Raw genomic sequence first — 12,924 nt, 5'->3', positions numbered from 1 at the left:
CGGCACGGAAAGGGCCGGCAGAAAGTTAACCAAAGAGCCGCGTGACGTCGTTGAAGAGTGCGACCGACATCATGACCAGCAACAGGGCAACCCCGCCCCGCTGCAGCCGTTCCATCCAGGCGTCAGAGACGCTTTTCCCGGTCAGGCCCTCCCAAAGATAATACATCAGGTGCCCCCCATCGAGGACTGGCAGCGGCATGAGATTGAGCACGCCAAGGCTCACGCTGATGAGCGCCAGGAAGACCAGATACTGCGTCAGGCCGAGGCTGGCGGACTTGCCGGCATAGTCGGCAATGGTGAGCGGACCGCTCAGATTCTTAAGGGAAGCTTCACCAATGACCATCTTGACCATCATCCGCACGGTCAGCGCCGACACCTCCCAGGTGCGCACCACGCCACGCCAGACGCCGTCGACCGGCCCCTGGCGCACCGTCACCATTTCGGGGGGAGCGCCCACGTAGGCACCGATGCGGCCGACCTTGGCGGCGCCCTCTTCCCGTACCTCCGGCTTGACGTCGATCGTGAGCGACTGGCCGCCGCGCTCGATCTTCCAGGCCTGGGTGCGCGGCTGGCTGCCGTCGACCGAGGCGCGGATTACTTCACGCAGCTGCTGCCCGTCGACGATGGCGGTGTCGCCGATGGCGCGCACCACGTCGCCGTTGCGAAGGCCCGCGCGCTCAGCGGCGCTGCCGGCCATGACTTCACCGATTTCCGGCTTGGTCAGGGGCGAGAGCACGCCGATCTTGCGGAACATCTGCGGATCGGCATCCCGGGTCTCGAGGCTGCTCAGGGGAAGCACCAGCGTGCGAGCGGGGCGACCGCCCTCGCCCGCCACTTCGAGCGTCAGGTCATGGCCGTCGAGCGCGCCGCGCGTCATGCGCCAGCGCAGGTCCTCGAAAGACTGCACCGGAGACAGATCGCCGTCGAAGCCCGCACGGGTGATGTATTCGCCGCCGTGCAGGCCCGCGGACTCGGCCATCGAAGCCGCCACCGGCCGGCCCAGCTTGGCGACCGGCTCCTGCACGCCGATCCAGTTGACCGCCGTGTAAAGCACCACCGCCAGCAGCAGGTTGGCGATCGGACCCGCCGCGACGATGGCCGCGCGCGAGCGCAGCGGCTGGGTATTGAAGGCGCGATGGCGCTCTTCGGGGGCGACCGGGCCTTCGCGCTCGTCGAGCATCTTGACGTAGCCGCCCAGCGGGAAAGCGCCGATGACGAACTCGGTCGATTGCCCCGGATGCTGCCGCTTGGGCTGCCAGCGGAACAGCACCTTGCCGAACCCGACCGAAAAGCGCTCCACCTTGACACCACAGGCCACGGCGACCCGGTAGTGGCCGTATTCGTGCACCGCGATGAGCACGCCGAGGGCGACCACAAAGGCTATGACAGTAAGCATCCGGGTCCTCTGAGCTGTAAGGGTGGGTCGTCAGGCTGCGAAACGCAGCGCCGCGGCATTGGCGGCCGCGCGGGCGCTGGCATCCAGGGCCAGCAGGTCGGCCAGCGATGCCGGCTTGGAGGGGGAGACCGTCTCCAAAGTTTCCATGTTGACCGCATGAATACGGTCGAAACGCAGCCGCCGGTCAAGGAATGCTTCAACCGCGACCTCGTTGGCGGCATTGAGCACGGCCGTCGTACCCGGCGCGGCGCGCAACGCGTGCCATGCCAGGCCCAGCCCCGGGAACAATGCGGCGTCGGGCGCGGTGAAGGTCAGCGAGGCCATCTGGCGGAAATCGAGCCGGGCGGCGCCGCTCTCGATGCGCTCGGGCCAGGCCAGGCCGACAGCGATCGGCACCCGCATGTCGGGCGTGCCGAGTTGGGCGATGACCGACGAGTCGGTGAATTGCACCATCGAATGCACCACGCTCTGCGGATGGATGACGACCTCGATCTGCTCCGGCGACACGCCGAACAGGTGGCGCGCCTCGATCACTTCGAGCGCCTTGTTCATCATCGTGGCCGAGTCGACCGAGATCTTTCGGCCCATGACCCAGTTCGGATGAGCACAGGCCTGCTCGGGCGTCACGGAGCCCAGGGTCTCTGGCGCGCGCGTGCGGAACGGGCCGCCCGAGGCGGTCAGGATGATCTTGTCGATGCGGCGCGACCAGGTAGTCGGGTCTTCGGGCAGCGACTGGAAAATGGCCGAGTGCTCGCTGTCGATCGGCAGCAGCGTGGCACCGCCCTCGCGCACCGTGCGCATGAACAACTCGCCGCCGACGACCAGCGCTTCCTTGTTGGCCAGCAGCAGGCGCTTGCCGGCACGCGCGGCAGCCAGGCAAGGGCCGAGGCCAGCGGCGCCGACGATAGCCGCCATGACCGCATCGACCTCTTCGTGCGCTGCTATCTTTTCAAGAGCATCGCCATCCATCAGGACAACGGTTTTCAGGTTGTTCTGCTTGAGCTTTTCAGCCAGCAGCGCCGCATGCGGCGCGCTGGCCATGACGGCAAAACGCGGCAGGAACCGCGCGCACTGCGCCAGCAGTTCGTCCACCTTGGTGGCGGCGGACAGCGCGAAAACCTCGAAACGCTCGGGGTGGCGCGAAATAACGTCGAGCGTGCTGACACCGACCGAACCGGTCGAACCAAGCACAGTGACGCGTTGTTTGGGAGTATTCACAGAGAAGCCAGCATCATGGCAATGGGAAGCGCCGGCAAGAGGGCATCCACGCGGTCGAGTACGCCGCCGTGGCCGGGCAGCAGCTTGCTGCTGTCCTTGGCGCCGGCGCTTCGCTTGATGAGCGATTCGACGAGGTCGCCGACGACACTCATTGCCGCAAGAAACAGCGCGCCCAGCAGCAGCAGCCACCAGCCGCGCTCATTGAGCCGGGTGTAGAGGCTGGCGACGGTCGCGCCAGCGGCCTTGTCGGCCCAGACCCAGGCAAAGGCCAGCACCACCACGCCGATCATTCCGCCCCAGACGCCTTCCCAGCTCTTGCCGGGACTGATCGCGGGAGCGAGCTTGTTGCGCGTGAACTTGAGCCCGAAGGCCCGGCCGGCGAAATAGGCGAACACGTCGGCGACCCACACCAGCACGAGGATGGACAGCAGGAAATTGATGCCGACCATGCGTGCCTGCACAGCGGCGAGCCACGCAACCCAGAGCGCCAAAAGGCCGCCGACCAGCCGCAGGCCGCGCGGAATGCGGGGCCAGCCCGGCACCGCCACGCGAAGCAGCGCCGCGCCACCCAGCACCCAGGCCGCGCCGGCCAGGGTCCACATCAGCACCAGCGACTGCTCCAGCAGGCCCAGCCACCACGACAGCGCACAAAGCAGCACTGTCTCGACGCCCAGGAACACCGAAAGCCGCTGGCCGTAGCCGTTCAGGCGCCCCCATTCCCAAGCTGCGGCGCCGATCAGCACCAGCATCACGCAAGCAAAAGGAATGTAGTTTCGGTAGAACAGCGCCGGCAGCAGGATCGCGAGCAGCACGATCGCCGTGAGGATGCGTTGTTTGAGCATGCGGGAGGTTGTCGGGCCGTCAGGCCGCCTGCCCCTGGGGGGGCGAGACCTGTGCCGAGGTTTGACCGAAGCGCCGCTCGCGGCCCTGGAACGCGGCGATGGCCTCGTCCAGCGCAGCCTCGTCGAATTCCGGCCACAGCTTGTCGCTGAAGAAAAGCTCTGCGTAGGCACTTTGCCAGAGCAGGAAATTGGACAACCGCTGCTCGCCGCCCGTGCGGATGAACAGATCGGGATCGGGCACGTGGGCCAACGACATCGCCCGGTCGAGGCTCGCCTCGGTAACCGCTTCGCCTCGCGCCACCAGCTTTGCAGCTGCCTGCGCAACGTCCCACCGGCCGCCGTAGTTGAAGCAGACGTTGAGCACCATGCGCTCGTTGTGCGCGGTCGCCGCTTCGGCGTCGACCAGCCCCTTCACCATCTTCGGCGACAGGCCGCCGCGTTCGCCGACGAAGTACAGTCGCACGCCGTCGCTGCTGAGTCGGGGCACTTCGCGGGCGAGCGCACCGACCATCAACTCCATGAGTCCGGAAACTTCCTCGACGGGCCGATTCCAGTTCTCGGACGAAAACGCGAACACCGTGAGCACGCCTACGCCGCGGTCGGCGCAGGCCTTGACGCAGCGGCGCAGCGATTCGACGCCCTGCTTGTGCCCCGCGACGCGGGGCAGGAAACGCCGCGTCGCCCAACGGCCGTTGCCGTCCATGACGATGGCAACGTGATGCGGAACGCGCGGCGTTGACGAGGCCATGGCAGGCCTCAAACGGCCATGATCTCCGCTTCCTTGGCCGCGACCAGGCGGTCGATTTCCGCGATGTGGCGGTCGGTGACCTTCTGGATTTCGGCTTCGGCACGCTTCTGATCGTCTTCGGACGCCAGCTTGTCCTTGACCAGCTTCTTGACCGACTCGTTCGCGTCGCGGCGCAGGTTGCGCGTGGCGATCTTGGCGCTCTCGCCTTCATTGCGGACCAGCTTGGTCATTTCCTTGCGGCGCTCTTCGCTCATGGCGGGAAGCGGCACGCGGATCAGGTCGCCCATCGAAGCAGGGTTCAAGCCCAGGTCGCTTTCGCGGATGGCCTTCTCGATCTTGGCGCCCATGCCTTTTTCCCAGGGCTGGACGCTGATGGTGCGCGAGTCGAGTACCGACACGTTGGCCACCTGGCTCAGCGGCACTTGCGAGCCGTAGTACTCGACGTGGATCGAGTCGAGCAGTGCCGAGTTGGCGCGGCCCGTACGGATCTTGGTGAGGTTGTTCTGGAATGCGGCGAGCGACTGATTCATCTTCGCGTCGGTCGCATTGCGGATGTCTGCAATGGTCATCTCAAATACTCCTAGGCATGCACCAGCGTGCCTTCGTCCTCGCCCATGACGACGCGCTTGAGCGCGCCGTTCTTGAAGATCGAGAACACCTTGATCGGCAGCTTCTGGTCGCGGCACAGCGCAAAGGCCGTGGCGTCCATGATGCCGAGATTTTGCGCGATTGCCTCGTCGAAAGTCAGCGTGGCGTAGCGCGTTGCATTGGGGTTGGTTTTGGGGTCGGCGGTGTACACGCCATCGACCTTGGTCGCCTTGAGCACCAGCTCGGCACCGATTTCGGCACCGCGCAGCGCGGCGGCCGTGTCGGTGGTGAAGAACGGGTTGCCCGTGCCGGCGGCGAACACCACGACCTTGCCCTCTTCGAGGTACTGCAGGGCCTTGGGGCGCACGTAGGGCTCGACCACCTGCTCGATGGCAATGGCGGACATCACCCGGGCCACCAGGTTCTGCTTGTTCATGGTGTCGGCCAGTGCCAGCGCGTTCATCACGGTGGCCAGCATGCCCATGTAGTCGGCCGTGGCGCGATCCATGCCGACGGAACCTCCCGCGACGCCGCGGAAGATGTTGCCGCCGCCGATGACCACGGCCACTTCGACGCCCATGTTCACCACTTCGGCGATTTCCTCGACCATGCGGACGATGGTGGCGCGATTGATGCCGAACGCGTCGTCGCCCATCAACGCCTCTCCCGACAGCTTCAACAAGATTCGCTTGTGGGCTGGGCGGGCATCAGACATGGGCAATTTCCTTGAGTTGGCGGGGGCGAGTGTAAAACGTAGCGGTGAAAAAGCGGCGGCACGCGTTCGCGCACCGCCGCTTGTGTGGCGGCTGGATCAGGCAGCAGCCTTGGCAGCAGCAACTTGCGCGGCCACTTCGGCGGCGAAGTCGTCGACTTTCTTCTCGATGCCTTCGCCGACCACGTACAGGGTGAAACCCTTGATCGAGGTGTCGGCGGCCTTGAGCATCTGCTCGACGGTCTGCTTGTCGTTCTTCACGAACGGCTGGTTGTGCAGCGAAACTTCCTTCAGGAACTTCTGCACGCCGCCTTCGATGCGCTTGGCGACGATGTCGTCAGGCTGGGGCTTCTTGCCTTCGGCTTCGGCCGTCTTGCGGTCTTCGTCGGCCTTGCCCTTGGCAACTGCACGTTCCTTTTCGATCAGGTCGGCAGGCACGTCGGAAGCCTGGATGGCGACCGGCTTCATGGCGGCGATGTGCATTGCCACGTCCTTGGCCGACGTGTCGTCGCCTTCGAACTCGACCATCACGCCGATGCGCGTGCCGTGCAGGTACGAAGCCAGCTTGCCGTTGCCCGTGAAATGCTTGAAGCGGCGGAAGCTCATGTTCTCGCCGATCTTGCCGATCAGGCCCTTGCGCACGTCTTCGAGCGTGGGGCCGAAACCGTCTTGCTCATAGGCCAGCGCGCCCAGCGCGGCGATGTCGGCGGGGTTGTGCTTGGCGACCAGCATCGCGGCAGCGTTGGCCATGGCCAGGAAGCTGTCGTTCTTGGTGACGAAGTCGGTTTCGCAGTTGATTTCGATCATGCCGCCGGCAGCGCCGTCGACGAAAGCCGTGACCACGCCTTCGGCGGTGATGCGGCCAGATGCCTTGCCAGCCTTGTTGCCGAGCTTGATGCGCAGCAGCTCTTCGGCCTTTTCCATGTTGCCGTCGGCCTCCGTCAGGGCCTTCTTGCATTCCATCATGGGCGCGTCAGTCTTCGCGCGCAGTTCGCCGACCATGCTTGCGGTGATTGCAGCCATTTGTGTATCTCCGTAATTCCAAAAATCAGGTTAAAAAAAAGGGGCACCAAAGCCCCTTCCTCAGGCTCGCGAGCGCGCGAATCAGGCCGAAGCGCCTTCTTCGACTTCGACGAATTCGTCGCTACCGCCTTCGGCGATGGCCTTGACCACGTCACCGGTGGCGCTGTTGCGGCCTTCGATGATGGCGTCGGCGATGCCGCGGGCGTACAGCGTGACAGCCTTCGACGAGTCGTCGTTGCCGGGGATCACGTAGTCGATGCCTTCGGGCGAGTGGTTGGAGTCGACCACGCCGATCAGCGGAATGCCGAGCTTCTTGGCTTCAGCAACGGCGATCTTGTGGAAGCCCACGTCGATCACGAAGATGGCGTCGGGCAGAGCGGTCATGTCCTGGATGCCGCCGATGTCCTTTTCGAGCTTCTCGATTTCGCGCGAGAAGGTCAGTTGCTCCTTCTTGCTCAGCGAGTCGAGGCCGGCTTCCTGCTGGGCCTTCATGTCCTTCAGACGCTTGATCGAGGTCTTGACGGTCTTGAAGTTGGTCAGCATGCCGCCGAGCCAGCGGGTGTCGACGAAGGGCACGCCGGCGCGGCGGGCTTCGGCAGCAACGATTTCACGGGCCTGGCGCTTCGTGCCGACCATCAGGATCGTGCCGCGGTTGGCGGTGAGCTGCTTGGCGTACTTCATCGCGTCCTGGAACATCGGGAGCGACTTTTCCAGGTTGATGATGTGGATCTTGTTGCGATGGCCGAAGATGAACGGAGCCATCTTGGGGTTCCAGAAGCGGGTTTGGTGACCGAAATGGACACCGGCTTCCAGCATTTCGCGCATGGTGGTAGACATTGAAATTACTCCAAAGGTTGGGTCTAAAATCCAGCCCGTTTTGCGCTCCCTTGGATGGAGTCACAACACCTTGATTGGGCCGGTTTGCGGATGTGTTTGACTGGATGCAACGGAACCCGTCGCTCGACCAGCGAAACCCAAAGAGTATAGCACGGCCACTCTGCCCTCTTCCTGAACCCGAGCCGCCCGCGCGGCACTGCAGCCACCCATGAACGACCTCCACGCCACCCGTCTCTCCCTCCTGGCAGGTGGCTCCGATGCACGCACCGAATTGGAGCGCGCCATCGACGTCTCGCAGTCGCCGGCCTGCGCCCATGTTTTCACCCGCACGATGTTCGACGAAGCCCGCCAGGCCGTCGCCGGCATCGGCCCCGACAGCCGGCTTTCCGGCCTCGCATTCACCAGCAAGGACCTGTTCGACGTCGCGGGCCAGCCGACGCCCGCCGGCTCCATGGTGCTGTCGCACGCGCCAGCCGCCAAAACCGATGCCCTCGCCGTGGCGCGGCTGCGCGCCGCTGGCGGCGTACTGACCGGCCGCACCAACATGACGGAGTTCGCCTTCTCCGGCGTCGGCGTCAATCCGCACTACGGCACACCCGCCAACGTGAGCGACGCCGGCACGCCCCGCATTCCGGGTGGCTCGTCGTCAGGCGCGGCAATCTCGGTGGCCAGCGGCGCCGCTTTCATCGGCCTGGGTTCCGATACGGGCGGCTCGATCCGCATTCCGGCGGCGCTGAACGGCATCGTCGGCTTCAAGAACACCGCCCGCCTCACCCCCGCCGACGGCGCGCTGCCGCTGTCGACCACGCTCGACACCGTCTGCGCCATGACCCGGTCGGTGCGCGACGCCATCACGGCGCACGAGATCCTCGCGGCCCGCCGCGTCACGGCCGGCAATGCCCCCTTGGCTGCCTACAGGATCGCCGTGGTGAAAAACGTGTTCTTCGACGGCATCGAGCCCGCCGTGGCCACCGCATTCGAACGCTCGCTGAAGACGCTGCGCGCCGCCGGCGCCCGAATCCAGGAAATCGAGCTGCCCGAACTGGCCGAGTTGGCGACCATCAACGCCACCGGCGGTTTCTCGGCAGCCGAGTCCCACGCCTGGCACCGATTGCTGCTGGAGCGCAGCGGCGCCGGGTACGACCCCCGCGTAGCCCAGCGCATCCTGCGCGGCGCCGGCATGAAGGCGCATGAATACATCGACCTGATCCACGCCCGCCGCGACTGGATCGCCCGCGTCGAGGCAGCGCTGGCCCCGTTCGATGCCGTGCTCTCGCCCACCGTGCCGATCACGGCGCCTTCCATCGCCAGCGTGGCGCCGGGCGCCGAACGCGACGATGAATTCTTCCGCATCAACGGACTGCTGCTGCGCAATCCGTCGATCGTCAACATGCTCGACGGCTGCGCCATCTCCCTGCCGTGCCACGCTCCCGGCGAACTGCCGGTCGGCCTCATGCTCTGGCATGCCGCGCTGCACGACGACGCCGTGCTCGCAGTAGCCCTGCAAACCGAGCGCACGCTACAGAATCAATAGCTGACTTCGCCCATACTACGGGCGTCAGCCGTCTCTCTTATCTAGAACATTCAATGAAAATCGCGATCGTGGGCGCCGGCATCATCGGCGTCACAACCGCCTGGGAACTGGTTTCCGACGGCCATGAAGTGACCGTCTTCGAGCGCCGCGGCGCCGCCGCCGAAGAAGCCAGTTTCGCCAACGCGGGCGTGGTCGCCCCCGGATACGTCACTCCCTGGGCCGCGCCCGGCATGCGCGGCAAGGTGCTGCGCTCGCTGCTGTCCTCGCATGGCGCCATCAAGCTGCGCTGGCCGCTGAGTTCACGCGACATCGGCTGGATGTCACGCTGGCAGAAGGCCTGCAAGCTCGAGACCTACCTCGCCAACCGCGCCCGCATGCAGCGGCTGGCCTTCTACAGCCGCACCCGGCTGCACGAAGTGACCGAGGCGCGCGAACTGAGCTACGAGCGCAGCGACGGCTACCTCGTCCTGCTGCGCTCCAAGCGCGAGAAAAAGCTGGTCCAGCCCGGGCTCGACGTGCTGCGCGCGGCCGGCAGCGTCTTCAGGGAAGTCGATGCCGACGAGGCCCGGCTGATCGAACCCGCGCTCAATCCCGAAACCCCGCTGGCCGGCGCCATCCACCTGCCGGAAGACGAAGTGGCCAACTGCCGCCAGTTCGCGCTGCTGCTCAAGTGGGAGGCCGAAGCACTGGGCGCGCAGTTTCACTTCAACTGCGACATCGCGCCGCTGAGCCGCGCGGCCCCCACGTCGCTTTCGCTGGCGAGCGGCTCGGACCCCGTGCGCTACGACGCCATCGTCGTGTGCGCCGGGCTGGCCTCGGCCACGTTGCTGCGCCCGCTGGGACTGCGCATTCCGATGGCACCGGTCTACGGCCACTCGGTCAGCGCACCGGTGCGCGAGCCGCTCAATGCGCCGCGCAGCGCGGTGATGGACGAACGCTACAAGGTCGCGATCTCCCGCCTGGGCCAGCGTGTGCGCGTGGCCGGCAGCGCCGAGATCGGCGGCTCGCTGGACACGATGAATCCGGCCTCGGTGCAGATGCTCTACAAAGTGCTGCACGACTGGTTTCCCGGCGCGGCAACGCTGCAGTCGGGCGTTCAGCAATGGAAAGGCGCGCGGCCGATGCTCCCCGACGGGCCGCCAGTGCTGGGCGCCAGCGGCATACCCGGCGTGTGGCTCAACCTGGGCCACGGGTCCAGCGGCTGGGCGTTGTCATGCGGCAGCGCTCGCGTGCTGGGCGACCTGATCGCGGGTCAGGACCCGGGAATCGACCTCGAAGGGCTCGGCGTCGAACGGCTCAGTCTCTAGGATCCCAGCGGCGCAGGCGCTCCGGGCTTGCGGGCTGCTCGACGGGCAATTCGGGCTCCGGCGGCGGCCGAAGCCGCTCGGCAATCCACCCCAGAAGGCCGGGGCCGATCAGCGCGAAGAAAATCAGGCAAATCGCAGCGGCGCCAAGCAGCGCGAAGCGCGCCAGGCCCGAAACGGTGTCCGCCGGCAGATCGAACCAGCGGATCACGCTGACGCCGACGCCCATGTTGGCGGCCCAGGCCACATCCCTCAGCGGCACCCAGCGTTTCAGCTGGGCCAATAGAAACACACCCCACACAGCGCCCAGCAGCGCCAGCACCCATGCCAGTCCGGCGATCCAGGCAACGGTCGCACCCAGGAAAAATACCAGCCCCGCCAGCAGCAGGACGAGCACCCAGGCGAGGCTCTTGAAGTTCATCCGCGAATCATAGAGAGCCGGTGCGGCGGCACAATGGACCGATGCAACGCATCACGCCCGCCACCGCCGCCGATCTGTTCGACATCGCCGCCACGCGCCGCATCGAGCAGGCTGCGGCAGCCGCCCTGCCCGCCCATGCGTTGATGCAGCGCGCCGGCCTCGCGGTCGCGCGGCTTGCAATGGCCATTGCGCCGCATGCGCGAACGATCTGGGTGGCATGCGGGCCGGGCAACAACGGCGGCGACGGCTTCGAGGCGGCGGCGCAGTTGCGGCATCGAGGGTTCTTTCCCGTGGTCACGTTCGCCGGGGATGAGAGCCGACTGCCGCCAGACGCGAAAACATCGCTGCAGCGTGCCCGAGATGCTGGCGTCACCTTTGCGGAGACCCCGCCGACCACCTTCGAACTGGCCATCGACGCACTGCTTGGCATCGGCTCGACCAGACCACCCGAAGGCACCATGGCTGAATGGCTCCAGCTGATGCACGGGAGCACGCAGCCGGTGCTCAGCGTCGACGTGCCGTCAGGACTGAATGCGGATACCGGCGTGCTGCCGAAGGACGCCGCCAGCGCGATCACGTCCGCGCGCCACTGCATCACCTTTCTCACGCTGAAGCCAGGCCTCTTCACCGCACAGGGGCGCGATGCAGCAGGCACTACATGGTTCGACGATCTCGGCTGCGGCCACATCACCGACAGGCCAGCCGCCCGACTCACCGGCACGCCAAAGGCACAGCCGCGCGCACATGCGTCACACAAAGGCAGCTACGGCGACGTTGCGGTGATCGGAGGCGCATCCGGCATGGCCGGCGCGGCATTGCTGGCCGGCTCGGCCGCGCTGCACGCAGGCGCGGGACGGGTGTTCGTCGGCTTGCTCGACCCCGACGCGGCCGTCGTCGACACCTCGCAGACTGAACTGATGCTGCGCGACGCCCGCTCGCTCGACCTCTCGGGCATGACCGTCGTCTGCGGCTGTGGCGGTGGCGAAGCCGTGCACGAACTGCTGCCGCGCGTGGTGACGACAGCCGCCGCATTGGTGCTCGATGCGGACGCACTCAACGCCATCGCGGCCGACAGCGCGCTCCAGGCGCAGCTCGCATCGCGCGGAAAAGACGGATTGCCCACGGTGATCACACCGCATCCGCTCGAAGCGGCGCGCCTGCTTGGTTGCACGGCCGCCGACATCCAGGCCGACCGGCTTGCATCGGCCCGTCAGCTTGCATCGCGCTTCGGCGTCGTTGCCGTGCTCAAAGGCTCCGGAACAGTGATTTCGGATGCGGACGGAACGCCCCCGGTCATCAACCTGACAGGCAACGCCCGCCTCGCCACAGCCGGCACCGGAGACGTGCTCGCCGGCATGATCGGCGCCGCGCTGGCCGCCGGTCGCCCTGTCTTAGAGGCAGCCTCGGAAGCCGTCTGGCAGCACGGCCACATTGCCGACACCTGGCCGGCAGATGCGACCCCGCTCACGGCCGGCACGCTGGCCCGTCGCGCGCCGGTCTGACGCGGCTCTTTTCCTAGCCGCGCCCGACGAAGGGCATCTTCGTCGCCATGATGGTGTGGAACAGCACGTTCGCTTCCAGCGGCAGGTTGGCCATGTAGAGCACCGACTGGCCGACGATCTTCACGTCGATCAGCGGCTCGATCGCCAGCTCGCCATTGGCTTGCGGTACGCCCTTGGCCATGCGCGCGGCCAGTTCGGTCATCGCATTGCCCACGTCGACCTGCCCCACCGCGATGTCGTACTTGCGCCCGTCCAGCGATGCCGTCTTGGTGAGCCCTTCGACCGCATGCTTGGTGGACGTGTAGGCCGCCGAATTGGGACGCGGCGCGGTGGCCGAGATGGAGCCGTTGTTGATGATCCGGCCGCCGCGCGGCGTCTGCGCCTTCATCGTGCGGAACGCCTGCTGGATGCAGAAGAACATGCCCGTCAGGTTGATGTCGACCACGCCCTGCCACTGCTCAGGCGTCCAGTCCTCGAACGGGCCCGGCGGGTTGCCCACGCCAGCGTTGTTGAACAGCAGGTCGACACGGCCGAAGCGCTCGACCGTGGCGGCGAACAAGGCCTGCACCGAATCGGCCTTGGCGACGTCGGTGGGCACCGCGAAGGCGCGCGCACCGGCGCCAGACTCCTCGGCGACCTGCTCCAGCGGCTCCAGCCGGCGCCCGGCCAGTGCCACGCTCCAGCCGTCGCCCAACAGCGCCAGCGCCGCGGCGCGGCCGATACCGGAGCCCGCCCCCGTGACGATGGCGATGCGGCCCTTGTTGTCTTCAGCGCTCATGCTGTCTGTCTCTTTCTTTGT

Annotated in this window: 13 protein-coding genes; 3 read left to right on the top strand and 10 right to left on the bottom strand. The window is 66.5% G+C overall.

Features of this window, described 5'->3' with window-relative positions:
* Nucleotides 1-25: 25 nt before the first annotated feature.
* The 8 genes from rseP to rpsB all read right to left on the bottom strand — a co-directional run bounded on the left by rseP (nt 26) and on the right by rpsB (nt 7,364).
* Nucleotides 26-1,396, bottom strand: a complete 1,371-nt coding sequence (gene rseP / locus L3V85_RS17045; RefSeq protein ID WP_237680223.1) for an RIP metalloprotease RseP — start codon at nt 1,394-1,396, stop codon at nt 26-28.
* 30 nt (nt 1,397-1,426) lie between these two features.
* A complete protein-coding gene (gene ispC / locus L3V85_RS17040) occupies nt 1,427-2,614 on the bottom strand; it encodes a 1-deoxy-D-xylulose-5-phosphate reductoisomerase (protein WP_237680222.1) in 1,188 nt (395 codons plus the stop codon).
* Nucleotides 2,611-3,456 carry a phosphatidate cytidylyltransferase gene (locus L3V85_RS17035; protein WP_237680221.1) on the bottom strand — a complete coding sequence of 282 codons (846 nt, stop codon included), beginning with the start codon at nt 3,454-3,456 and terminating at the stop codon, nt 2,611-2,613. The genes ispC and L3V85_RS17035 overlap by 4 nt, the downstream gene beginning before the upstream one ends.
* A gap of 19 nt (nt 3,457-3,475) precedes the next feature.
* The gene (gene uppS, locus L3V85_RS17030) at nt 3,476-4,204 is read right to left on the bottom strand and encodes a polyprenyl diphosphate synthase (RefSeq protein ID WP_237680220.1); all 729 of its coding nucleotides are present in this window, start codon (nt 4,202-4,204) and stop codon (nt 3,476-3,478) included.
* Between the two features lie 8 nt (nt 4,205-4,212).
* Nucleotides 4,213-4,773, bottom strand: a complete 561-nt coding sequence (frr, locus tag L3V85_RS17025) for a ribosome recycling factor (protein WP_081267263.1) — start codon at nt 4,771-4,773, stop codon at nt 4,213-4,215.
* 11 nt (nt 4,774-4,784) lie between these two features.
* Nucleotides 4,785-5,507 carry a UMP kinase gene (pyrH, locus tag L3V85_RS17020; RefSeq protein WP_081267264.1) on the bottom strand — a complete coding sequence of 241 codons (723 nt, stop codon included), beginning with the start codon at nt 5,505-5,507 and terminating at the stop codon, nt 4,785-4,787.
* Nucleotides 5,508-5,603: 96 nt separating this feature from the next.
* Nucleotides 5,604-6,527, bottom strand: coding sequence for a translation elongation factor Ts (gene tsf / locus L3V85_RS17015; protein ID WP_237680219.1), 924 nt, complete (start codon nt 6,525-6,527; stop codon nt 5,604-5,606).
* Nucleotides 6,528-6,608: 81 nt separating this feature from the next.
* Nucleotides 6,609-7,364 carry a 30S ribosomal protein S2 gene (gene rpsB / locus L3V85_RS17010; RefSeq protein WP_081267266.1) on the bottom strand — a complete coding sequence of 252 codons (756 nt, stop codon included), beginning with the start codon at nt 7,362-7,364 and terminating at the stop codon, nt 6,609-6,611.
* Between the two features lie 208 nt (nt 7,365-7,572).
* On the opposite strand from rpsB, the gene L3V85_RS17005 reads away from it, so the two are divergent.
* A complete protein-coding gene (locus L3V85_RS17005) occupies nt 7,573-8,898 on the top strand; it encodes an amidase (protein WP_237680218.1) in 1,326 nt (441 codons plus the stop codon).
* A 53-nt stretch (nt 8,899-8,951) separates the two neighbouring features.
* Nucleotides 8,952-10,205, top strand: a complete 1,254-nt coding sequence (locus L3V85_RS17000; protein WP_237680217.1) for a D-amino acid dehydrogenase — start codon at nt 8,952-8,954, stop codon at nt 10,203-10,205.
* Here the strand turns inward: L3V85_RS17000 and L3V85_RS16995 are convergent.
* Nucleotides 10,195-10,623: a hypothetical protein gene (locus L3V85_RS16995; RefSeq protein ID WP_237680216.1), complete on the bottom strand. Its 429-nt coding sequence runs from the start codon at nt 10,621-10,623 to the stop codon at nt 10,195-10,197. The genes L3V85_RS17000 and L3V85_RS16995 overlap by 11 nt on opposite strands.
* 41 nt (nt 10,624-10,664) lie before the next feature.
* On the opposite strand from L3V85_RS16995, the gene L3V85_RS16990 reads away from it, so the two are divergent.
* A complete protein-coding gene (locus tag L3V85_RS16990) occupies nt 10,665-12,125 on the top strand; it encodes an NAD(P)H-hydrate dehydratase (RefSeq protein ID WP_237680215.1) in 1,461 nt (486 codons plus the stop codon).
* A gap of 13 nt (nt 12,126-12,138) precedes the next feature.
* Here L3V85_RS16990 and L3V85_RS16985 read toward each other — a convergent pair whose 3' ends face one another.
* Nucleotides 12,139-12,903 carry an SDR family oxidoreductase gene (locus L3V85_RS16985; protein WP_237680214.1) on the bottom strand — a complete coding sequence of 255 codons (765 nt, stop codon included), beginning with the start codon at nt 12,901-12,903 and terminating at the stop codon, nt 12,139-12,141.
* Nucleotides 12,904-12,924: the final 21 nt, after the last annotated feature.

Origin of the sequence: Variovorax paradoxus (assembly GCF_022009635.1) — a bacterium.
In the GTDB taxonomy this organism is placed as follows: domain Bacteria; phylum Pseudomonadota; class Gammaproteobacteria; order Burkholderiales; family Burkholderiaceae_C; genus Variovorax.
Note: the sequence above shows the minus strand (reverse complement) of the source record. Positions and strands in the feature narration are given on the sequence as shown.